Genomic DNA, 25,429 nt, shown 5'->3' with positions numbered 1-25,429 from the left:
CCGGTTCAGGAGGATCGCGAGAACGTGTCCGACCCGCAGCACCGCGGCCTGCCGCTCACCCCCGGTCAGTCGGCCGTGTGGTTCGGCCGGCAGCTCGATCCGCGCAGCCCTTCCTACAACCTCGGCCTCTACGTGGACATCCGGGGCCCGCTGGACGCCGGCCGGCTCGCCCGCGCCGTCGCCGCGGGCAGCGTGGAGACCGAGGCGCTGCACGTGCGGATCTCGGAGGTGGACGGCGAGCCCCGCCAATGGCCGGCGCCACCGGTCCCGCTCGAACTCGCCCGCCTGGATCTCAGCGGCGAACCCGACCCCGAGGCGGCCGCCCTGGACTGGATGCGCGCCGACATGGTCCGCCCCGCCGAGCCCGGCGCCCCGGCCGACGCCTTCGCGGCGCTGATCCGGCTCGCCGCCGAGCGCCACTGGTGGTACCTGCGCTGCCACCACCTGTTGCTGGACGCCTTCTCCGCCTCCGTCGTGATCCGCAGGACCGCCGCGCTCTACACCGCCGAGGCCGAGGGCATCCCGCCGGCCGCGGCGCCGCTCGGCCCGCTGCGCGTGCTGCTGGAGGAGGAGGCCGCCTACCGCTCCTCCCCCGCCTACGCCGCCGACCAGGCGTACTGGGAGGAGAGGTTCGCCGGGCACACCGAACCTGCCACCCTCGCCGGCCGGACCGCCCCGCCGTCGTGGGGCCATCACCGGGCGACGGCCGCGCTGGACGCGGACGTCGAGGCCGGGCTGCGCGCCGTGGCCCGCCGCGCCCGGTCGAGCTGGCCACGGGCCTTCACCGCGGCGGTCGCCGCGTACGTCCACCGCATGACCGGCGCGGCCGAGGTCGTGCTCGGCTTCCCGGTCGGGGTGCGCGAGAGCGCCGCGGCGCAGAACGCCCCCGGCATGGTCGCCAACATCGTCCCGCTGCGCCTGGCCGTGCGCGGGGACATGACGCTGGAGGAGCTGACGGGCGGCGCCGCGGCCGAGATCAAGGCCGCGCTGCGTCACCAGCGCTACCGGCAGGAGGAGCTGGGTCACCGGCTCCGGCTCACCGGCACGGGCCGCCGCCTGTACGGCCCGGTGGTCAACATCATGCCCTTCGACTACGAGCTGCGCTTCGGCCCCTCGCTCGGGACGATGCGCAACCTGTCCAACGGCCCGGTCCTGGACCTGTCGATCGCCTCCTACGGCGGCCACCCCCGCCGCCTGGGCACGATCGGGGTGGATGTGGACGCCAACCCCGCGCTCTACACCGCCGAGGAGGCGGCCGTCCACCTCGACCGCTTCCTGCACCTCACCGCGCGGCTGGTGAGCGGGGACACGCCGATCGGGCGGGCCGGGCTGCTGCTGCCCGGCGAGAGGGCCCGGGTGCTCACCCGCGGCGACTCCCTGGCCCCCAAGGACCGCGCCGACGTCGTCGCCCGCTTCCGGGAGATGGCCCGGCGGACCCCGGACGCCGAGGCGGTGGTGGTGCCCGGCGGGGCCCGGCTGACGTACGCCGAGCTGGAGGAGCGCTCCGACCGGCTGGCGCGGGCGCTGGCCGCGCGCGGCGCGGGTCCCGAACGGTACGTCGCGGTCGCGCTGCCACGCCGCGCCGAACTGGTGATCGCCCTGCTCGCGGTGCTCAAGACCGGCGCGGCCTACCTGCCGCTCGATCCCGGCTACCCGCGCGAGCGGCTGGCGTACATGATCGAAGACACCGCGCCGGTGCTGGCGCTGGCGGCCGGTGAGCACGCGGACGGGCTGCCCGGCGTCCCGGTCGTGCCCCTGGACGCCGACGGCGCCGCGGAGCCGCCGGCGGTCTCAGGGCCGGACGGGGCCGCGTACGTGATCTACACCTCGGGCTCGACCGGGCGGCCCAAGGGCGTGGTGGTCGGCCGGGGCAACCTGGCGAACCTGGTGGCCGACATGGCCGGGCGGCTCAAGCTCGGCCCGGCCGACCGGCTGCTCGCGGTGACCACGGTCGGCTTCGACATCGCGGCGCTGGAGCTGTTCGCCCCGCTCGTCACCGGGGGGACGGTGGTGCTGGGCGGGCGCGAGCTGGTGCACGACCCGGCGCGGCTGCGGCAGGTCATCGCGCGGGAGCGGATCTCGGTCATGCAGACCACCCCGAGCGCGTGGGGGCCGCTGGTGGCCGAGGCCGGGCAGGCGCTGCGCGGCGTGCGCGTCCTCGTCGGCGGGGAGGCGGTCTCCGCCGAGCTGGCCCGCGCGCTGGCCGGGGCGGCGGCCTCGGCGACCAACGTGTACGGGCCGACGGAGACCACGGTGTGGTCCACCGCCGCGCCGCTGTCGCCGGAGGAGCCGGGCACGCCGCCGATCGGCACGCCCATCGCCGGCACCCGGGCGTACGTGCTGGACGCGGAGCTGCGCCCGGTGCCGCCGGGCGTGGCGGGCGAGCTGTACCTGGGCGGCGACGGCGTGGCGCGCGGCTACCTGCGCCGGCCCGGCCTGACCGCCGAGCGGTTCGTCGCCGACCCCTACGGCCCGCCCGGCAGCCGCATGTACCGCACCGGCGACCTGGCCCGGCTGCGGGCCGACGGCCGGCTGGACTACCTCGGCCGCACCGACCACCAGGTCAAGATCCGCGGGGTGCGGATCGAGCCGGGCGAGATCGAGGCCGCGCTGGAGGCGCTCCCGGAGGTCGCACGGGCCGTCGTGGCCGCACGCCCGGCGGGCGGCGACGCCCTGCGCCTGGTCGCCTACCTCATCCCGGCGCCGGGCTGCGCCCTGGACGCGGAGGAGCTGCGGGTGCGGCTGGGACGGTCGCTGCCCGCCCACCTGGTGCCCGCCGCGTTCGTCACGCTTGAGGCGCTGCCGATGACGGCCAACGGCAAGGTGGACCGCAAGGCGCTGCCCGACCCCGGCTTCGCCTCCGCGGGCGGGCGCGGCCCGCGCACCCCGCAGGAGGAGGTGCTGTGCCGGGTGTTCGCCGACGTGCTCGGCCTGCCCGAGGTGGGCGCGGAGGACAACTTCTTCGCGCTCGGCGGCGACAGCGTGCTGTCGTTCCGGCTCGTCACCCTGGCCCGCGCGCACGGCCTGGCCGTCACCCCGCGCGACCTGTTCGCCAACCCGGCTCCGGCCGCCCTGGCGGCCGTCGCCGCCGCGGCCGGCGACGCCCCCGTGACGCAGGACGCCGGGCCGCCGCCCGCGCCGCCGGAGGTCCTGGCCCGGCTGCGCGCGGCGTACCCGGACGTGGAGGACGTGCTGCCGCTCTCGCCGATCCAGGAGGGCCTGCTCTTCCACACCCTGTACGAGGAGGGCGCGGCCCCCGACGCGTACGCCGCGCAGCTCCGGCTCGACTTCACCGGCCCGCTGGACGCGGAGCGGCTGCGCGCGGCCTGGCGGGCGGTCCTGGCCCGCCACCCCAACCTGCGCGTCGCCTTCGTCCCCGGCCCCGGGGACGGCGACGGTGCTCTCGTCCAGATCGTGGTCCGGGGCGCGGAGACGCCGTGGCGGACGGTGGAGGCGAGCGGGCCGCAGGAGCTGGAACGCCTGGCGGAGGCGGAGCGGTCCGGCCGGTTCGACCTCGCCCGCGCCCCGCTGATGCGGATCGTGCTCGCCCGCCTCGGCGAAGGGCGCCACTGCCTGCTGTTCACCCACCATCACCTGCTGCTGGACGGCTGGTCGATGCCTCTGCTCGCCGCCGAGCTGTTCGCCGTCTACGGCGAGGGGGCCATGGCGGAGCGCCCGCCCGCCGGGGAGTACCGCGCGTACCTGGGGTGGCTGGGCCGCCAGGACCGCCCGGCCGCCCGCCGGGCGTGGCAGGAGGCGCTGGCCGGGCTCGACGGGCCCACGCTCCTGGCCCCGCACACCGACGCCGGACCCGGCGGCATGGTGACCGCCGAGCTGCCGCCGGAGGTCACCGGGCGGCTGTCGGCCGCGGCGCGCGGTCGCGGGCTGACCCTCAACACGGTGGTGCAGGGCGCGTGGGCGCTGCTGCTGGGCGCGCTCACCGGCCGCGACGACGTGGTGTTCGAGGCCCCGGTCGCCGCCCGGCCCGCCGACCTGCCGGGCGCGGAGTCGGCCGTCGGGCTGCTCCTCGACACGCTCCCCGTACGCGCCCGGTTCCGGCCGGACGAGCCGGTCTCCCGCTTCCTCGGCCGCCTCCAGGAGGAACAGGCCGCGCTGCTGCCCCACCGCCACCTGGGCCTGGCCGAGATCCGCCGCCTGGCCGGGCCCGGCGCGGCCGGCGACACGATGGTCGTCTTCCAGAACTACCCGCTCGACCCCGCCGCGATCCGTCCCGGGGGCGGGCTGGAGCTGACCGGCGCGGCGTACCGGATCGACACGCACTACCCGTTCAAGCTGAGCGTGCACCCCGGGCCGGCGCTGCGGCTGGAGCTGGTCCACCGCGCGGCGGCCACCGGCCGGGGCGGGCCGGTCGCGATCCTGCGCCGGCTGGTCCGGCTGCTGTCGGCCATGGCCGAGGACCTGGACGCGCCCGTGGTGCGGGCCGGCGTGCTGGACCCGGAGGAGCGCGATCTGCTGCTCGGCTCCTGGCAGGGCGCCCCGGCCCGGCCCGCCGGCACCACGATCACCGCCCTCATCGAGGAGCAGGCCGCCCGCGCCCCGGCCGCGACCGCCGTGGTCTGCCAGGACCGGCGGCTCACCTACGCCGAGCTGAACGCGCGCGCCAACCGGCTGGCCCGGCTGCTCCTCGCCCGCGGCGCGGGCCCGGAGCGCAGCGTCGCCGTCGCGGTGCCGAGGTCCGCCGAGCTGGTGGTCGCGTTGCTCGCGGTGCTCAAGACCGGCGCGGCGTACGTGCCGGTGGACCCGGCGTACCCGGCCGCCAGGATCGCGCACATGCTCGCCGACGCCGCCCCCGTCCTGCTGCTGACCACCGCCGGAGCGGCGCTGCCGGAGGTGGCCGGCGGGCCGGAACGCCTGCTGGTGGAGGACCTGGACCACGGCGGTCACGACGGCGGCGACCTGCGCGACGAGGAGCGGATCACACCGCTCACGCCCGCCCACCCGGCGTACGTCATCTACACCTCGGGCTCCACCGGCCTGCCCAAGGGCGTCGTGACCCCGCACCGCGGGGTGGCCGCCTACCTGGCCTACCTCACCGGCACCGCCGGGCTCGGCCAGGACGACGTGGTGCTCAACCTGGCCTCGATCTCCTTCGACCCGTCGGTGCGCGACATCTTCGGCACCCTGGCCGCGGGCGGCAGGCTCGTCATGGTGCCGCAGGCGCAGGCCGGCGACGCGGGCGCGCTGGTGCGCACCATGCGCCGCGAGGGGGTCACCGCGCTGCTGTCGGCCGTGCCGTCCCTGCTGGCCGTGCTCGCCGAGGAGGCCGCCGCGCTGCCCGAGCCCGAGCGGCCCTCGCTGCGCCTGGTCATGACCTGCGGCGAGGCGCTGACCCGCGCCCACCTGACCGACGTGGCGGCGCTCGGCCCGTGCCGGGTGGTGAACCAGTACGGCCCGACCGAGGGCACCATGACCGCGACGCGGCAGCCGGTGGCCGAGGACGGCGCGGAGCGGGACGGGCGGTTCCTGATCGGCCGCCCGATCCCGGGCGCGCGCTGCCACGTGCTGGACCCCTGGCTCCGCCTGGTCCCGCCCGGCACGCCGGGCGAGCTGTACCTGGCCGGGCCCGGTGTCACCCGCGGGTACGCCGGGCAGCCGGGCCGCACCGCCGAGCGGTTCGTCCCCGACCCGTACGGGCCGCCCGGCAGCCGCATGTACCGGACCGGCGACCTGGCCCGCTGGACGCCCGACGGCCGCCTTGAGTACCTGGGCCGCGCCGACCGGCAGCTCAAGATCCGCGGCCACCGGGTGGAGCCGGGCGAGGTCGAGGCCGTGCTGGAACGGCACCCGCGGGTGACGCGGGCGGCCGTCGCCGCGGCGGGCGACCGGCTGATCGCCTACGTGGTTGCCGGGCCGGGCCCGGAGCCGGGCGAGGAGGTCCTGCGCGCGCACGCCGCCGCGGCGCTGCCCGGCCACATGGTCCCCGCCGCCTTCGTGCGACTGGAGCGGATGCCGCTGACGCCCAGCGGCAAGGTGGACCGGGCCGCGCTGCCCGCGCTGCCTGCGCTGCCTGCGCTGGCCGCCGGGGGCGGCGACGGGCGGACGCCGCGCACCCCGCTGGAGGACGTGCTGTGCGGCATGTACGCCGCGCTGCTCGGCGTGCCGCACGTCGCCCCCGGCGACGACTTCTTCGCCCTCGGCGGGCACTCGCTGCTGGCCACCCGCCTGGTCACCAGGGTCCGCGCCGCGCTCGGCGCCGACCTGCCCGTGCGCGCCGTCTTCGACGCGCCCACCCCCGCCGCCCTGGCCCGGCGGGTCGCGGCGGCGGGCGGCGCCTCCCGCCCGCGACCGGCCCCGGTCCCCCGCGCCGGCAGGCCGCAGCGGGTCCCGCTCTCGGCCGCGCAGCGGCGGCTGTGGTTCCTGCACCGGCTGGAGGAGGGGGCCTCGGCCGCCTACCACGTGCGGGTCGTGCTGCGTCTGCGCGGGGTGCTGGACATCGACGCGCTGCGCGCCGCCCTCGCCGACGTCACGGCCAGGCACGAGATCCTGCGCACCGTCTATCCGGACGCCGACGGCGTGCCGTACCAGGTCGTGCTGCCGGAGGCGATGCCGGACCTCGAACCCGTGCCGGTGACCGAGGCCGGGGCCGAGGCGGCGGTGGAGGCGCAGGTGCGCCGCGGCTTCGACCTGGCCACCGAGATCCCGCTGCGGGCCGCGCTGTTCGCGCTCGCGCCCGAGGACCACGTGCTGGCGCTGGTGGTGCACCACATCGCCGCCGACGGCTGGTCGCTGGGCCCGCTCGCCACCGACCTGGCCACCGCCTACGGGGCGCGGCGCGCCGGCCGGGCCCCGGAGTGGGAGCCGCTGCCGGTGCAGTACGCCGACTACGCGCTGTGGCAGCGCGACGCGGAGCGGGGGCTGGAGGCGCAGGCGGCGTACTGGCGCGAGCGGCTGGCCGGACTGCCCGACCGCATCCCCCTGCCCGCCGACCGCTCCGGCCGCGGCGGGACGGCGGGCGGCATGCTGACCTTCACCATCCCGGCGCACGTGCACGCCGGGCTGGCCGCGGTGGCCCGCGCCCGCGCCGCCACCGTGTTCATGGCGCTGCGCGCCGGGCTGGCCGCGCTGCTGACCCGCCTCGGCGCGGGCACGGACATCCCGCTGGGCACCGCCGTCGCGGGCCGCTCGGACGAGGCGCTGGACGAGCTGGTCGGCTGCTTCGTCAACACGCTCGTGCTGCGCACCGACACCTCCGGCGACCCCGCCTTCGGCGAGCTGCTGCACCGCGTGCGGGAGAGCGACCTGAGCGCGTACGCGCACCAGGACGTGCCTTTCGACCGCGTGGTGGACGCCCTGGGCGTCCGCCGCACCCTGGACCGGCACCCGCTGTTCCAGGTGATGCTGGCCGGGCGGCCCGAGCCCGCGTCGGTGGAGCTGCCCGGCCTGGACGTCGAGCTGCTGCGGGCCGGCACCGGGGCGGCCCGCTTCGACCTGTCCTTCAACGTGGCCGAACTCCGCACCCCTCAGGGCGAGCCGGGCGGCATCGAAGGGCGGCTGGAGTACAACGCCGCGATGTTCGACCCGGCCACCGCCGAGCGGCTGGTCGGGCAGTGGGTCGCGCTGCTGGCCGCCTTCGCCGCCGACCCCGGCCGCCGCGTGCACGCCGTCGATCTCCTCGGCGCCGAGGAGCGCCGCCTGGTCGTCGAGGAGTGGAACGACACGGCGGCCGAGGTCCCGCCGGGGACGGTGCCGGAGCTGATCGCGGCCCAGGCGGCGCGGACGCCGCACGCCGAGGCGGTGGTCTTCGAGGGCGAGCGGTGGACCTACGCCGAGCTGGACGCCCGGGTGGCGGCGCTGGCCGGGTGGCTGCGCGAGCGCGGCGCCGGCCCGGAGACCCGCGTGGCGGTGATGATCCCGCGTTCGGCCGGCCTGGTCGTGGCGGTGCTGGCGGTGCTGCGGGCCGGGGCCGCGTACGTGCCCGTGGCCCCGGGCCTGCCGGACGAGCGGATCGCGACCCTGCTCGGCGACGTCCGGCCGGTGTGCGTGCTGACCTCGGCCGAGGCGTCCGGCCCGCCGCTGCCGCCGCAGGCCGTGGACCCGCGCCACCCCGCGTACGTGCTGCACACCTCCGGCTCGACCGGCAGGCCCAAGGGCGTGGTGGTCGAGCACCGGGCGGTGGCCGCCCGGCTGTGGGGGATGCAGCGGGACTTCGCCCTGGCCCCCGGCGACCGGGTGCTGCACAAGACGCCGGCCGGGTTCGACGTGTCGGTGTGGGAGCTGCTGTGGCCGCTGATGGCGGGGGCGACGCTGGTGGTGGCCCGCCCGGACGGGCACCGCGACCCCGCCTACCTGGCCGGGCTGATCCGCCGGGAGCGGATCACCACGGTGCACTTCGTGCCGCCGATGCTGCGCGCCTTCCTGGAGGAGCCGGCCGCGGCCGGGTGCTCCGGGCTGCGCCGGGTGCTCGTCGGCGGTGAGGCGCTCACGCCGGACCTGGCGCGCCGCTTCCGCGCCGCGCTGCCCGAGGTGCCGCTGCACCACCTGTACGGCCCCACCGAGGCGACCATCGACGTCACGCACTGGCCGTGCCCGCCGGAGGTGACCGGCCCCATCCCGATCGGCCGGCCGGTGGCCAACACCCGCACGTACGTGCTGGACGCCGGCCTGCGCCCGGTGCCGCCGGGCGCCACCGGCGAACTCTACCTGGCCGGGATCCAGCTCGCCCGCGGCTACCTCGACCGGCCCGGCCTGACCGCCGAACGCTTCGTCGCCGACCCCTACGGCCCGCCCGGGAGTCGCATGTACCGCACCGGCGACCTGGCCCGCTGGACCCGTGACGGCCTGCTGGAGTTCCGGGGCCGCGCCGACGACCAGGTCAAGGTGGGCGGCGTGCGCATCGAGCCCGGCGAGATCGAGGCCGCACTCGGGGCATGCGAGGGTGTGGCGGCGGCGGCCGTGACCGCCCGCGACACCGCGGCCGGAGGCCGGGTGCTGACCGGGTACGTCGTGGGCGAGCCGGGCCGCACCCCGCCGGACCCCGCCCTGGTCCGCCGGGCGCTCGTCGCGCGGTTGCCGGAGTACCTGGTCCCCGCCGAGATCATGGTGCTCGACGCGCTCCCGGTCACGGCCAACGGCAAACTGGACCGGGCCGCGCTGCCCGCCCCCGCCACTCCCGCGCCGGCCGCCCTGCGCGCGCCGCGCACCTCCCGCGAGGAGACGCTCGCCCGGGTGTTCGCCGAGGTGCTCGGGCTGGACCGGGTGGGCGTGGACGACGGCTTCTTCGCCCTGGGCGGCGACAGCGTGATGTCGATCCAGCTCGTCAGCCGCGCCCGCCGCGCCGGGCTGGTGTTCACCCCCAAGGACGTCTTCGAGCACCAGACGGTGGCCGGGCTCGCCGCGGTGTGCGCCGAGCCGGACGCCGCGCCCGCCCACGAGGACGACGGGACCGGCCCGGTCGCGCTCACCCCGATCATGCACCGGCTGCGCGAGCGCGGCGGCCCGATGTCCGGCTTCCACCAGTCGGTGCTGCTGGACCTGCCGGGCCTGGAGGAGGAGGCGCTGACCGCCGCGGTGCGCACGCTCCTGGACCACCACGACGCGCTGCGGCTGCGCCTGACCCGCGCCGCGGGCGGCCTGGTGTGGAGCCTCAACGTCGCCGAGCGCGGCTCGGTGCCGCCGGCCGTGCGGCGGGCCACCGGGAGCGTGGCCGAGGAGACCGCCGCGGCCGTCTCCCGGCTCGACCCGGAGGCCGGGGTCATGCTGCAAGTGGTGTGGTGGCCGGACCGGCTGCTGGTCGTGGCCCACCATCTGGCGATCGACGGCGTGTCGTGGCGGATTCTGCTGCCGGACCTGACCGACGCGCTGGCGGGTCTGCCGCCCGCGCCCGTCCCGGTGTCGTTCCGGCGCTGGGCGCGCACGCTCGGCGAGCGGGCCCAGGAGGCGGGCGACGCGCTGCCGTACTGGATGGAGCTGCTGGCCGAGCCGGAGCCGCCGCTGGGATCGCGGGCGCTGGACCCGGCGCGCGACACCGTGGCGACCGCGCGCCGCTTCACCCTGACGGTCCCCGCCGTGGACCCGGCGCGGTTCCACGCCACCGCGGACGACGTGCTGCTCGCCGCGCTCGCCGCGGCCGTGGGCCGCTGGCGCGGGCGGCCCACCGTCCTGGTGGAGTTGGAGGGGCACGGCCGCGACGGCGAGCTGGACGTCTCGCGTACGGTCGGCTGGTTCACCACCGCGCATCCGGTGCGGCTGGAGACCACCGAGCCGGTGAAGGCGGTCAAGGAGCGGCTGCGCGCGATGCCGGCCGCCGAGACGTACGGGCTCCTGCGCTACCTGAACCCGCAGACCGGACCGCTGCTCGCCGCCGCCCCCGCACGCCCGCAGCTCGGCTTCAACCACCTGGGCCGGATCACCGGCGGCGCGACCGCCGCCGCCGGGATCGACCCCGGGGCGCCGCTGCTGCACGCGCTGGGCCTGACCACCGTCGAGTCCGGCGGCGCGCTGCACGCCACCTGGTCCTACGCCGGGGAGGTCTTCACCGAGGACGAGGTGCGCGAGCTGGCCGGGCACTGGGCCGACGCCCTGGCCGAGATCGCCGAGCAGCCCGGCGGCCACAGCCCTTCCGACTTCCCCCTCGTCACCCTGACGCAGGCCGAGGTGGACCGGCTGGAAGCCGCCTACCCCGGCCTGGAGGACGTGCTCCCGCTCACCCCGCTCCAGGGCGGGCTGCTGTTCCACACGCTCGGCGACGACGCCGGGGAGGTCTACACCCCGCGGCTCCGGCTGGAGCTCACCGGCCCGCTGGACGAGAAGGCGATGCGCGCGGCGTGGGAGACGCTGCTGCGCAGGCACGCCAACCTGCGCGCCGCGTTCGTGGAGGCCGGCGGGGTCCCGGTGCAGGTGATCGGCGACGCCGAGCCGCCCTGGCGGGCCCCCGCCCGGTTCGACCCGGCGCGCCCGCCCTTGCTGAGCGTGGAGCTGGAACGGCTGGGCCCGGACCGGCACCGGCTCACCTTCACCCACCACCACGTCCTGCTCGACGGCTGGTCGATCCCGGTGCTGGCCCGCGAGCTGTTCGCCCTGTACGCCGGCGACCCCCTCCCCCCGGTCACCCCCTACCGCGACTACCTGCGCTGGCTCGCCCGCCAGGACGCGAGCACGGCCCGCGCCGCCTGGGCCGAGGCCCTGGAGGGCGTGCGCGAGCCCACCCTCCTCGCGCCCGGCAACCGGTCCACGCCTCCAGGGGGCGGCGGCCAGGTGACCGCCGAGGCGCCGCCCGGACTGGACGCCTGGGCCAGGGAGCGCGGCCTGACCCTCAACACGGTGGTGCAGGGCGCGTGGGCGCTGCTGCTGGCCCGGCTCACCGGCCGCGACGACGTGGTCTTCGGCGCGACCGTCTCCGGCCGCCCGGCCGAGGTGCCGGGCGTGGAGTCGATGGTGGGCCTGTTCATCAACACCGTGCCCGTACGCGTGCGGGTCGGCGAGACGACGCCGCTTGAGGACCTGCTGCGCGCCGTACAGGACGAGCAGGCCCGCCTGCTCGCCCACCAGCACCTCGGGCTCGGCGAGATCCACCGCCTGACCGGGCTGCCCGAGCTGTTCGACACGGCGGTGATCTTCGAGAACTATCCGATCGACCCCGGCGCCGCCTTCCCGGCCCGAACCGGGCTGACCATCTCCGGGGTCGAGTCGCGGGAGGCGGCCCACTACCCGCTGCTGCTGGTCGCCGGCCGGCACGAGGGCGCGCTGCGGCTGCGCCTGGCGTACACCGCGATCCCGGAACGGCAGGCGCGCGAGCTGGCCGGCCGCCTGACCCGCCTGCTGAAGACGCTGATGCGCGATCCGCGGCTGCCGGCCGGCGCCGTGAGCGTGCTGAGCGAGGCCGAGCGCACGCGGGTGCTGACGCACTGGGGCGCCGGTCCCGCCCCCGAGCCCGCCCTGTCGCTGCCGGAGGCGTTCGCCCGCCAGGCCGCCCGTACGCCCACCGCCGCCGCCGTCCGCTGGGACGCCGGCACCTGGACCTACCGGGAGCTGGACGAGCGGGCGACCCGGCTGGCCCGCAGGCTGGCCCGGCACGGCGTGCGCCCCGGGGACCGGGTGGCCCTGCTGCTGGACCGCTCGCCCGAGGTCGTCGCGGCGGTGCTCGCGGTGGTCAAGGCGGGCGCGGCCTACGTGCCGCTGGACCCGGCGTTCCCCCGCGCGCGCCTGGCCGCGATGCTGGCCGCGGCGGGCGCGCACGTGGTGCTCGCCGACCGCCAGGCCGACCTGCCCGCGGTCACGATCCTCGACGTCCGGGAAGCGGCCGAGGAGCCGGAGGCGACGCCGCCGTACCCGCACCCGGACGAGACGGCCTACGTGATGTTCACCTCCGGCTCCACCGGGGAGCCGAAGGGCGTGGCGGCCACGCACCGCGACGTGGTGAGCCTGGCCGCCGACCGGCGCTGGTCCGCCCTGGCCCCGGAGCGGATGCTGATGCACTCGCCCTACGGCTTCGACCCGGCCACCTGCGAGCTGTGGGCGCCGCTGCTGAACGGCGGCGCCGTCGTGGTCGCGCCGCCCGGCGAGTTGGACGTGCCCACGCTCGCCGGCGTCGTGCGCCGCCACCAGGTCACCACGCTGCTGCTCACGGCGGGCCTGTTCCGGGTGGTCGCCGAGGAGGACCCGGGCTGCCTGTCGGCCGTGCGCGAGGTGCTGACCGGCGGCGACGTGATCCCGGCCCCGGCGGTGCGCCGGGTGCTCGCGCACTGCCCCGGCGTCACGGTCACCGACGCCTACGGGCCCACCGAGATCACCGTCTTCGCCACCGCGCACTCCATGACCGCCCCGGACCAGGTGCCGGACCCGGTGCCGATCGGCACGCCGCGCCAGGGCATGCGCGTCTACGTGCTGGACCGGGGGCTGCGGCCGCTGCCGCCGGGGCGTACCGGCGAGCTGTACGTGGCCGGGGAGGCGGTGGCCACCGGCTACGCCGGCGCCCCGGCCGCGACCGCCGAGCGGTTCGTCGCCGACCCCTACGGCCCGCCCGGGGCCCGCATGTACCGCACCGGCGACCTGGCCCGCTGGCGGCAGGACGGGGTGCTGGAGTTCGCCGGCCGGGCCGACGACCAGGTCAAGGTGAACGGGTTCCGGATCGAGCCCGGCGAGGTGGAGGCCGTGCTGTCCGCGCAGGACGGCGTGGCCGACGCGGTCGTGGTCGCGGTGCCGGTTCCGCCGGGCGGCAAGCGGCTGGCCGGCTACCTGGTGCCCGAGCCCGGTACGGCGCTGGACCTGGAGGCCGTGCGGGAGCGCGCCGCCGCGCTCCTGCCCGCCTACATGGTCCCCGCGACGCTGGTCGAGCTGCCCGGCCTGCCGCTCACCCGGCACGGCAAGGTGGACAAGGCCGCCCTGCCGGTCCCGGACGCCGCCGGGCCCGCCGGCGGCGGCGAGCCGCGCACGCCCCTGGAGCGGACGCTGTGCGGCCTGTTCGCCGAGGTGCTGGGCGTCGAACGGGTCGGGGTGGAGGACGGCTTCTTCGCCCTGGGCGGCGACAGCATCATGTCGATCCAGCTCGTCAGCCGCGCCCGCCGCGCCGGGCTGGTGTTCACGCCCCGCGACGTCTTCGAGCGGCAGACGGTCGCCGCGCTCGCCGGCGTGTGCCGGGAAGCGGCCGAGCCCGCCGCCGGCGCCGGGCGGGACGCCGGCCGGGAGGCGGGCCCGGTGGAGCTGACCCCGATCATGCACTTCGCCTGCGAACGCGGCCCGATCACCGGCTTCTACCAGGCGCTCACCCTGGACATCCCGCAGGAGGTGACCCAAGAGGCGCTGACCGGCGCGGTGCAGGCCCTGCTGGACCGGCACGACGCGCTGCGCATGCGGCTCTCCCTCGACCGGCGGGCGGAGATCCTGGAGCGGGTGGACGCCCGCCTCCTGGTCCGCCGCGGCCCGGCCGCCGACCCCGCGGCGGTCGCGGCCGGGCTGTCCCCGCACGACGGCGTGATGGCGCAGGTGGAGTGGACGCCCGGCCGGGTCCTGGTGGCGATCCACCACCTGGCGGTGGACGGCGTGTCCTGGCGCATCCTGGCCGAGGACCTGCGCGACGCGCTGGCCGGGCGGGAACCGGCCCCGGTGCCGGTGTCGTTCCGCCGCTGGGCCCGCGAGCTGCGCGAACGGGCGGAGCGGGCGCGCGGGGAGCTGCCGTACTGGCTGGAGCTGCTGGCCGAGCCGGAGCCGCCGCTGGGCGCGCGGGCGCTGGACCCTGCCCGCGACACCGTGGCCACTGCGCGCCGCCTCACGCTGACCGTCCCGGCGCCCGACCCGGCCGCCTTCCACGCCAGGCCCGACGATCTGCTGCTGGCCGCGCTCGCGACCGCGCTGCGCCGCCGGCGCGGGCTGAGGCGGGTGCTGGTGGACGTGGAGGGCCACGGCCGCGACCTGGAGGAGCTGGACACCTCGCGCACGGTCGGCTGGTTCACCAAGATGTACCCGGTCCGGCTGGACACCGCGGAAGACGTCAGGCAGGTCAAGGAGCGGCTGCGCGCCGTTCCCGGCCAGGGCCTCGGCTACGGGCTGCTGCGCTACCTCGACCCGGACGCCGGGCCGCGGCTCGCGGCGGCGCCGGGACGCCCGCAGATCGGCTTCAACCACCTCGGCCGGATCGGCGCCGCAGACGGCGCACCGGCCGCCGGGAGCGACCCGGGCACGCCGCTGGTCCACGCGCTGAGCCTGACCACGCTCATCGCCGGGGGCGAGCTGCGCGCCACCTGGTCCTACGCCGGGGAGATCCTCACCGAGGACGAGGTGCGCGAGCTGGCCGGGCACTGGGCCGGCGCGCTCGCCGAGATCGCCAAACAGCCCGGCGGGCACACCCCCTCCGACTTCCCGCTGGTGAGGCTGACCCAGGGCGAGGTGGATCGGCTGGAGGCCGCCTACCCCGGCGTGCAGGACGTGCTCCCGCTCACCCCGCTCCAGGAAGGGCTGCTGTTCCACTCCGTCTACGACCGCGACTCCGCCGGCGTCTACACCCCGCAGCTCCGGCTCGACGTGACCGGGCCGCTGGAGGAGGACGCGCTGCGCCGGGCCTTCGCGGAGCTGCTGCGGCGGCACGCGGCGCTGCGGGCGGCCTACCCGCACGAGCTGACCGGCACGCCGGTGCAGGTGATCGTGCCCGAGGCCGAGCTGCCGTGGCGCGGCGCCGACCTGAGCGGGCTCGCCGGCCCCGAGCGGGAGGCCGCGCTGGCCCGGCTCGCCGCCGAGGAGCGCGCCGAGCCGTTCGACCCGGCCCGCCCGCCGCTCATGCGCCTGGCGCTGGCCCGGCTCGGCGACGACCGGCACCGGGTGATCCTCACCCACCACCACATCGTGGTGGACGGCTGGTCGATGCCGGTGCTGGCCCGCGAGCTGTTCGCCCTGTACGCCGGCGACACGCCGCCGCCCGCCCCGCCGTACCGCGACCACCTGCGCTGGCTGGCCACCCGCGACCGCGGCCAGGCCCGCGCGGCGTGGACCCGCGCCCTGGACGGGTGCGGCGAGCCCACGCTGCTGGCCCCCGGCGCACCGGCCGGCGCGCACCCCCAGCGGCACCTCACCGTCGAGGTGCCCGCCGCGCTCAGCCGGGCCCTGCACACGCTCGGGCGCGGCCACGGCATGACCATGAACACGATCGTGCAGGCCGCGTGGGGGCTGCTGCTGGCCCGGCTCACCGGCCGCGACGACGTGATCTTCGGCGCCACCGTCTCCGGCCGCCCGGCCGAGGTGCCTGGCGTGGAGTCGATGGTGGGCCTGTTCATCAACACCGTGCCCGTACGCGTGCGCGTGCCCGAGCACGAGCCGTTGTCCGGCCTGCTGCGGCGACTGCAGCAGGAGCAGGCCGCGCTGCTGGCCCACCAGCACCTCGGGCTCGCCGAGATCAACCGGCTCGCCGGGCACAACGGGCACACCGGGCTGTTCGACACGCTGGTGGTCTTCGAGAACTACCCCGTGGACCAGCGGGCGGGCGCACCCGGCGGCGACGGCCCGGCCATCACCGGCGCCGAGATCACCGACTCCACGCACTACCCGCTCACGCTCGCCGCCGGCACCCGCGAGGACGCGCTGTGGCTGCGGCTGCACTACCGGCCCGGCCTGTTCGACGAGGAGGCCGTACGCGGGTACGCCGCCCGCCTGCTCACCGTGCTGCGCGCCCTGGCCGAGCGGCCCGAGCTGCCCGCCGGCGCCCTGGACCTGCTCGGCCCCGCCGAGCGCCACCGGATGCTGCACGAGTGGAACGCCCCGGGGTCGGACAAGCCGGGGCCGAGCGTGCCGGAGGTGTTCGCCCGCCAGGCCGCCCGGACCCCGGACGCGGTCGCGGTGCGCTGGGACGGCGGCGCGTGGACCTACCGGGAGCTCGACGAGCGGGCCGACCGGCTGGCGCACGCCCTGATCGAGACCGGCGTCCGCCCCGAGGACCGGGTCGCGCTGCTGCTGGACCGCTCGCCGCAGGTCGTCGCCGCGATCCTGGCCGTGCTCAAGGCGGGCGGGGTCTACGTGCCGCTGGAGCGCCGCCTGCCGGCCGAGCGGCTGCGCGCCATGCTGCGCCAGGCGGGCGCGCGGGTGCTGATCGCCGCCCCCGGCACCGGGCAGGACCTGGGCGCCGCGCACGTCCTGCCCCCGGACGTCCCCGGCCCGGCCCCGGCCGTACGGGTGCCGCTGCGGCCGGACGGCGCGGCGTACGTGATGTTCACCTCCGGCTCGACCGGCGAGCCGAAGGGGGTGGAGATCACCCACCGGGGCGTGCTCAGCCTGGCCGCCGACCGCCGCTGGGGCGGCGAGCCCGCCCGGGTGCTCATGCACTCGCCCTACGGCTTCGACCCCTCCACCTACGAGCTGTGGATGCCGCTGCTGAACGGCGGCTGCGTCGTGGTCGCGCCGCCCGGCGAGCTGGACGTGGCCGCCATCGGCCGGATGGTGCGCGAACACGGCGTCACCTCGCTGCTGCTGACCGCGGGCCTGTTCCGGGTCGTCGCCGAGGAGGACCCCGCCTGCCTGGGGACCGCCCGCGAGGTGCTGACCGGCGGCGACGTGGTGACCTCGGCGTCGGTGCGCCGGGTGCTGGACGCCTGCCCCGGCACCGTCGTCACCGACATCTACGGCCCCACCGAGATCACCCTGTTCTGCACCGAGCACGCCATGCGCGACTCCGGCCAGGTGCCCGGCAGCGTGCCCATCGGCCGGGCCCGCGACGGCATGCGCGCCTACGTGCTGGACCGCGGGCTGCGCCTGGTCCCGCCCGGCACCGACGGGGAGCTGTACATCGCCGGGGAGGCGCTGGCACGCGGCTACCTGGATCGGCCCGGCTTCACCGCCGAGCGGTTCGTCGCCGACCCCTACGGCCCGCCCGGCGCCCGCATGTACCGCACCGGCGACCTGGCCCGCTGGACCCCGGACGGCCTGCTGGAGTTCCTGGGCCGGGTGGACGACCAGGTGAAGATCCGCGGGTTCCGGATCGAGCCCGGCGAGGTCGAGGCCGCGCTGGGCGCGCAGGACGGCGTGGCCGACGCGGTGGTGCTGGTGCACCCGACCCCCTCCGGCGGCAAGGCGCTGGCCGGGTACGTGGTGCCCGAGCCGGGCGCCGCGCCCGATCCCGCCGGGATGCGGGCGGCGCTCGCGGCCCGGCTGCCGGAGTACATGGTGCCCGCCCAGATCATGGTGCTCGACCGGCTCCCGGTCACGCCCAACGGCAAGGTGGACCGCGCCGCGCTGCCGCTCCCCGGCCTCGCCGCTCCCGCCGCGAGCGGCGGCGAGCCGCGCACGGCGGTGGAGGAGACGCTGTGCGGCCTGTTCGCCGAGGTCCTGGGCGTGGCGCGGGTGGGCGTGCGGGACGGGTTCTTCGCCCTGGGCGGCGACAGCATCATGTCGATCCAGCTCGTCAGCCGCGCCCGCCGCGCCGGGCTGAGGCTCACCCCGCGCGACGTCTTCGAGCGGCGGACCGTGGCCGCGCTCGCCGCCGTGTGCGGCCGGGCCGACGAGACGCCCGCCGGACCCGGCGACGACCCCGCCGGGCCGGTGGCACTCACCCCGATCATGCACTGGGCGCGCGAGCGCGGCCCGATCGACGGGTTCTACCAGTCGGTGACCTCCGCAATCCCGCCCGAGGTGACCGAGGAGGACCTGATCGCCGCGGTCCAGGCGCTGCTGGACCGGCACGAGGCGCTGCGCATGCGGCTGTCGCCGGACTGGGAGCCGGAGATCCTGGAGCGGGTCGATGCCCGCCCGCTGGTCGGCCGGGGTCCCGTGGACGACCCCGCGGCGGTCGCGGCCGGGCTCTCACCGTGGGACGGCGTGATGCTGCGGGTGGCGTGGTCGCCGGGCCGGGTGCTCGCCGTCGCGCACCACCTGGCCGTGGACGGGGTGTCCTGGCGCATCCTGCTCGCGGACCTGGCCGACGCGCTGGCCGGCAAGGACCTCGCCCCGGTGCCGGTCTCCTACCGGCGCTGGGCGGGGACACTGGGCCGGCGCGCCGCGGCGGCGCGGGACGCGCTGCCGTACTGGCTGGAGCTGCTGGGCGAGGCCGAGCCGCCGCTGGGATCGCGGGCGCTGGACCCGGCCCGCGACACCGTGGCCACGGCCCGCCGCTTCACCGTCACGGTCCCGGCGGTGGACCCCGCGCGCTTCCACGCCACCGCCGGTGAGGTGCTGCTGGCCGCGCTCGCGACCGCGGCCGGCCGCTGGCGCGGCCTGCCGAGCGTGCTGGTGGACGTGGAGGGCCACGGCCGGGACGGGGAGCTGGACCTCTCCCGTACGGTCGGCTGGTTCACCACCGTGCACCCGGTGCGGCTGCACACCGGCGAGCCGGTCAAAGCGGTCAAGGAACGGCTGCGCGCCATGCCGCCGCCCGAGACCCACGGCCTGCTGCGCTACCTGGACCCGCAGGCCGGGCCGCTGCTCGCGGCGGCCCCGGGACGCCCGCAGATCGGCTTCAACCACCTCGGCCGCGTGGCCGCCTCCGCCGCCGCGGACACCACGCTCGGCGGCGGCTCGGCCCCGGAGGCGCCCCTGGCCCACGTGCTGGAGCTGACCACGATCACCGTCGGCGACGAGCTGCGCGCCACCTGGTCCTGGGCTGACGGCCTGCTGGCGGAGGACGAGGTGCGCGAGCTGGCCGGACACTGGAGCGACGCGCTGGCCGAGATCGCCGGGCAGCCCGGCGGTCACACCCCCTCCGACTTCCCGCTGGTGAGGCTGAGCCAGGCCGAGGTGGACCGGCTGGAGGCGGCCTACCCGGGCCTGGAGGACGTGCTGCCGCTCGCCCCGCTCCAGGAGGGCCTGCTGTTCCACGCCCTCGTGGACGACGCCGGCGTCTACACGCCCCGGCTGACCCTGGACCTGGAGGGCCCGCTGGAGGAGGAGGCGATGCGGCGGGCCTGGCGGGCGCTGCTGCGCCGGCACACCAACCTGCGCGCCGCCTTCGTGCACGACCTGGAGGGCGGCCCGGCCCAGGTCATCGCCGACGCCGAGGTGCCCTGGCGGCGGGTGGACCGGTTCGACCCCGCGCGCCCGCCGCTGCTCAGCGTGGAGCTGGAGCGGCTGGGCCCCGACCGGCACCGGCTCACCTTCACCCACCACCACATCCTGCTCGACGGCTGGTCCGTCCCGGTCCTGGCCCGCGAGCTGTTCGCCCTGTACGCCGGCACGCCCCTGCCCCCGCCCACCCCCTACCGCGACTACCTGCGCTGGCTCGCCGCCCAGGACCAGGACGCCGCCCGCGCCGCGTGGGCGGACGCGCTCGACGGGCTCGCCCAGCCCACCCTGCTGGCCCCCGGCGGCGCGGCGGCGGCCACCGCGCAGGAGCACGTGACCGCCGAGGTGCCCGCCGCGGTCGCCGAGGCGCTGCGGGAACTCGGCCGCGAGCACGACCTGACCGTCAACACCGTCGTGCAGGGAGCGTGGGCGCTGCTGCTGGCCCGGCTCATTGGCCGCGACGACGTGGTCTTCGGCGCGACGGTCTCCGGCCGCCCCGCGGACGTGCCCGGCGTGGAGTCCATGATCGGGCTGTTCATCAACACCGTGCCGGTACGGGTGGCCTTCGACCCGGCCGCCACCGTCGCCGGCACGCTGCGCCGGCTCCAGGACGAGCAGGCCCGGCTGCTGGCCCACCAGCACCTCGGGCTCGGCGAGATCCACCGGCTCGCCGGATGGCAGCGCCTGTTCGACACCCTGGTGGTCTTCGAGAACTACCCGGTGGAACGGGCCGCGCCCGGCGCCGTGGGACTGCGGGTGACCGGATCGGCGGGCTGGGACGCCACCCACTACCCGCTCAGCCTGATCGTGCTGCAGGACGGCGGCCTCACGCTGCGGCTGGGCTACCAGCCCGACGCCTTCGACGCCGGCACCGCGGCGGGCATCCTCGCCCGCCTCAACCGGGTGCTGGCCGCCTTCGCCGCCTATCCCGGCCGCGTCGTCCACACCATCGACGCCCTCGCCGCCGAGGAGCGCCGCCTGGTCGTCCAGGAGTGGAACGACACGGCGGTGGAGGTCCCGCCGGGGACGGTGCCGGAGCTGATCGCGGCCCAGGCGGCGCGGACGCCGCACGCCGAGGCGGTGGTCTTCGAGGGCGAGCGGTGGACCTACGCCGAGCTGGACGCCCGGGTGGCGGCGCTGGCCGGGTGGCTGCGCGAGCGCGGCGCCGGCCCGGAGACCCGCGTGGCGGTGATGATCCCGCGTTCGGCCGGCCTGGTCGTGGCGGTGCTGGCGGTGCTGCGGGCCGGGGCCGCGTACGTGCCCATGGAGCCGGGCCTGCCGGACGAGCGGGTCAAGACCCTGCTCGCCGAGACCGGCCCGGTGTGCGTGCTCACCTCCGCCGAAGCGGCCGGCGACCCGCTGCCGCCGCAGGCCGTGGACCCGCGCCACCCCGCGTACGTGATCCACACCTCCGGCTCCACCGGGCGGCCCAAGGGCGTGGTCGTCGACCACAGGGCCCTGGCGAACCGGCTGCGCTGGACGCAGGCCCGGTTCGGGCTGGAGCCCGGGGACCGGGTGCTGCACAAGACCCCGATCGGGTTCGACGTGTCGGTGTGGGAGCTGCTGTGGCCGCTGATGGCGGGGGCGACGCTGGTGGTGGCCCGCCCGGACGGGCACCGCGACCCCGCCTACCTGGCCGGGCTGATCCGCCGGGAACGGATCACCACGGTGCACTTCGTGCCGCCGATGCTGCGCGCCTTCCTGGAGGACCCGGCCGCGGCCGGGTGCTCCGGGCTGCGCCGGGTGCTGTGCAGCGGCGAGGCGCTCCCCGCCGACCTGGCCCGCCGCTTCCACGAGGTGCTGCCGGGCGTGCCGCTGCACAACCTGTACGGCCCCACCGAGGCCGCGATCGACGTCACGCACTGGCCGTGCGACCCCGGCGAGCCGGGCCCGGTGCCGATCGGCCGGCCGGTGGCCAACACCCGCACGTACGTGCTGGACGCCGGCCTGCGCCCGGTGCCGCCGGGCGCCACCGGCGAACTCTACCTGGCCGGGGTCCAGCTCGCCCGCGGCTACCTCGACCGGCCCGGCCTGACCGCCGAACGCTTCGTCGCCGACCCCTACGGCCCGCCCGGGAGTCGCATGTACCGCACCGGCGACCTGGCCCGCTGGACCCGCGACGGCGCACTGGAATACCTGGGCCGCACCGACCAGCAGGTCAAGGTGCGCGGCATGCGCGTCGAGCCCGGCGAGATCGAGGCCACGCTGCTCGCCCACCCGGACGTCACGGCGGCGGCCGTCGTCCTGCGCGAAGAGGTCCTCCTCGCCTACGTCGTCACCCGGCCCGGAGCCGCGGACCCCGCCACACTGCGCGCGTACGCGGCGGGCCGCCTGCCCGAGCACATGGTCCCCGCCGCCGTGGTGCCGCTCGCCGCGCTCCCGCTGACCCGCAACGGCAAACTGGACCGGGCCGCGCTGCCCGTGCCCACCTTCGCCGCCTCCCCCGGCCGCCCGCCCCACGACGAGACGGAGGCCGAGCTGTGCGCCGTCTTCGCCGGCGTGCTCGGCCTGGACCGCGTCGGCCCCGACGACGGCTTCTTCGACCTGGGCGGCCACTCGCTGCTCGCGGTGCGGCTGACCGGCCGCATACGCGCCCGCTTCGGCGCCGACCTACAGGTCCGCGACCTGTTCGAGGCCGGCACCCCCGCCGCCCTGGCCCGGCGGCTGCGCCTCGGCGTCCGCAGCGCCGGCGCCGGCCTGGAGGTGCTGCTGCCCCTGCACCCGGCGGGCCGGCTCGCCCCGCTGTTCTGCGTGCACCCGGCGGCCGGGCTGAGCTGGACCTACGCCGGCCTCGCCGGGCCGCTCGGCGGCGACCGCCCCGTCTACGGGCTGCAGGCCAGAGGGCTGGCCCGCGAGGAGGAGCCGGCCGGCTCCATCGGCGAGATGGCCGAGGACTACCTGGCGCAGATCCGCCGCGTCCAGCCCGCCGGGCCGTACCACCTGCTCGGCTGGTCCTTCGGCGGACTGGTGGCGCACGAGATGGCGGTGCGGCTGCGCGAGCGCGGCGAGCACGTGGCCCTGCTCGCCCTGCTCGACGCCTACCCGCCCGCCCCCGACGCCCGCGACGCCCGCGTTGCCCCCGGCGACGCTGGCGACGCCGCCGACGCCGCCCCCTCGCTCGCCGCGCTGCTGCGCCACCTCGGCCACGACCCCGTCCCCGAACGGGTGGGGCCGGAGGAGGCGTCGGCCATCCTGCGCCGCGACGGCTCCCCGCTCGCCGGCATCGACCCCCACGCCCTGGAGGCGCTGCCTGCCGCGGCGGCCAACCACGCCCGCCTCATGCGCGGCCACGTCCCCCGCCGCTACGACGGCGACGCCCTGCTGTTCACCGCCACCCGCGGGGCGCACGGCGAGCCGGAGAGCTGGCGCCCGTACGTGGCGGGCGCCCTGGCCGTCCACCCCGTCGAGTGCGCCCACCACGACATGACCCGCCCCCGCCCCATCGCCGAGATCGGCCGCGTCCTGGCCGAGCGACTGACAGGAGCATCACAGTGACCAGCGCCACCAACCCCTTCGAGGACCCCGACGCCCAGTACCTCGTACTGGTCAACGAGGAGAACCAGCACTCCCTGTGGCCGGCCTTCGCCGAGGTGCCCGCCGGATGGACCGTGGCGCTCCCCGCCACCGGCCGCCGGGAGTGCCTGGACTACATCGAGGCCAACTGGACCGACATGCGCCCCAAGAGCCTGGCCGACGCCATGGCCGCCGCCTCCGGGCTGCGGCTCAGCCACGTCGAGATGTACGTCGCCGACGCCGCCGCGGCGGCCGCCGCCTTCACCGAGGGCTACGGCTTCCGCCTGTACGCCCGCGCCGCCCGCACCGGGCCCGAGGGCGCGTCCCGGTCGCTGGCCGTGCGCCAGGGCGGCATCGTCCTGGTGCTGACCGAGGCCCGCGACGAGCGGCACCCGGCGGCGGCGTACGTGGCGCGGCACGGCGACGGCGTGGCCGACATCGCCCTGACCGGCCCCGACGTGCGCGCCGCCCACGCCGACGCGGTCGCCCGCGGCGCCGTCCCGCTGGCCGAGCCCGCCGAGCACGACGGATACGTGCTGGCCGCCGTGGCCTCCGGCTTCGACGACGTCCGCCACACCCTCGTCCAGCCCCCCGCCGGGGCCGCGCTGCCGCTGCCCGGCTTCGAGATCGTCCCCTCCGCCCCCATCGCCGTGGACACCGGCCTGACCGTGCTGGACCACATCGCCGTGAGCGTACGCACCGGCGAGCTGGCCGCGAGCACCGAGTACTACGAGCGGGTCTTCGGCTACCACGGCGTGTACGAGGAGCTGATGATCCAGGGCAGCGAGGCCATGGACTCCAAGGCCGTGCGCAGCCCGGCCGGCGACGTCACCTTCACCGTCCTGGCGCCCAGCCCGGACCACGACGCCGGCCACATCGGCGACTTCCTGGAGCGGCACGGCAGCGGGGGCGTGCACCACCTGGCCTTCGCCACCCCCGACATCGTCACCAGCGTCGCCCGCCTCACCGAGCGCGGCGTGGAGTTCCTGTCCACCCCCGACACCTACTACGAGCGCCTGCGCGACCGCCTGGCCCTCACCCGCCACTCCGTGGACGACCTGCGCGCCTCCGGCATCCTGGCCGACGAGGACCACGCCGGGCAGCTCTACCAGATCTTCACCCGCACCACCCACCCGCGCCGCACCCTGTTCTTCGAGATCATCGAGCGGGTCGGCGCCGACACCTTCGGCGGCGGCAACGTCAGGGCCCTGTACGAGGCCGTCCAGGCGGAGAAGGCCACCAGTGGGGCCGCCGCCGGCCGGCCCGTCGCCGGAGCGCCCGCCCGGTGACGGCCGACCTGTCCGCCCTGCTCACCCCCGCCGACGCCGAGGCGGCGGCGGGGGCGGTCCTGCCGCCCGGCGTCGAGCGGTTCGTCAACGGGGGATCGGGCGACGAGCTCACCCTGCGCGCCAACCGGGCCGCCTTCGACCGCATCCACATCACGCCCCGGGCCCTGGTGGACGTCTCACGGACCGGCACCCAGACCCGCCTGCTCGGCCGGCCCGCCGCGATGCCGGTCGCGGTCGCCCCCATGGCCTACCAGCGGGCCGTCCACCCCGGCGGCGAGCTCGCCACCGCCCGCGCCGCACGCGAGCACGGCATCCCCTTCACCGCCACCACCTTCAGCAGCGTGCCGATCGAGGAGATCGCCGCCGTCGGCGCCGAGACCTGGTTCCAGCTCTACTGGCTGCGCGACCGCGCCCGCACCAAGGACCTCCTCCAGCGCGCCGAAGCGGCCGGGTGCACCGCCCTGATGCTCACCGTCGACACCCCCCGGATGGCCCGCCGCCGGGCCGACCTGCGCAGCGGCTTCACCCTGCCCCCCGGCGTGACCGCCGCGCACTTCACCGCCGACCCGGCCCGCCACGCCGGCCCCGGCGCCAGCGCGGTCGCCGAGCACGCCTCGGCCGCCATCGACCCCTCCCTGAGCTGGCAGGACCTGGACTGGCTGCGCGAGCACACCGCCCTGCCCCTGATCCTCAAGGGCCTGCTGCACCCCGCCGACGCCGGCCGCGCCCTGCGCGCGGGCGCGCAGGCCATAGTGGTCTCCAACCACGGCGGCCGCCAGCTCGACGGCGCCCCGCCCGCCATCGACGCCCTGCCCGCCATCGCCGAGGCGACGGCCGGCCGCGGCGAACTGCTGCTGGACAGCGGCGTACGCACCGGGACCGACGTCCTGAAGGCCCTGACCCGCGGCGCCACCGGAGTCCTGCTGGGTCGCCCCGCCCTGTGGGGCCTGGCCCTGGCCGGAGCCGAAGGCGTCTCCCGCATCCTCGGCCTCCTGCGCGAGGAACTGACCGAGGCCCTCGCCCTGTCCGGCCACCCCACCCCCACCGCCGCCAGGTGCCCGGACGACCACTGACCCCCGGTCGTCACCCCCTCCCCGCCTCCGCTCCCCGCCTCTGCGCGCCGAGAGCACCCCATTGCCGCCTCAACGCGTCGGTGCTACGTTCCATGTGTCAGATAATTCTTACACATGGAGGAA

General features: G+C 77.3%; 3 protein-coding genes and 1 pseudogene. All 4 read left to right on the top strand.

The features are described 5' to 3' along the window. The first annotated feature begins 24 nt into the window (after positions 1-24). The gene (locus HNP84_RS46005; RefSeq protein ID WP_185056447.1) at positions 25-22,926 is read left to right on the top strand and encodes a non-ribosomal peptide synthase/polyketide synthase; all 22,902 of its coding nucleotides are present in this window, start codon (positions 25-27) and stop codon (positions 22,924-22,926) included. Beyond that, a pseudogene (locus HNP84_RS54380) lies at positions 22,923-23,132 on the top strand (MbtH family protein); the annotation flags it as partial. The gene HNP84_RS46005 and the pseudogene HNP84_RS54380, both read left to right, overlap by 4 nt. Continuing rightward, on the top strand, positions 23,130-24,233 hold the full coding sequence (gene hppD, locus HNP84_RS45995; protein ID WP_281396499.1) for a 4-hydroxyphenylpyruvate dioxygenase: 1,104 nt from the start codon (positions 23,130-23,132) through the stop codon (positions 24,231-24,233). The pseudogene HNP84_RS54380 and the gene hppD, both read left to right, overlap by 3 nt. Next, positions 24,230-25,306: an alpha-hydroxy acid oxidase gene (locus HNP84_RS45990; protein WP_185056446.1), complete on the top strand. Its 1,077-nt coding sequence runs from the start codon at positions 24,230-24,232 to the stop codon at positions 25,304-25,306. Before hppD ends, HNP84_RS45990 begins: the two co-directional genes overlap by 4 nt. The last annotated feature ends 123 nt before the right edge of the window (positions 25,307-25,429 follow it).

This window comes from Thermocatellispora tengchongensis (assembly GCF_014202315.1).
In the GTDB taxonomy this organism is placed as follows: domain Bacteria; phylum Actinomycetota; class Actinomycetes; order Streptosporangiales; family Streptosporangiaceae; genus Thermocatellispora; species Thermocatellispora tengchongensis.
This window is presented reverse-complemented; position numbering and strand designations above follow the sequence as displayed.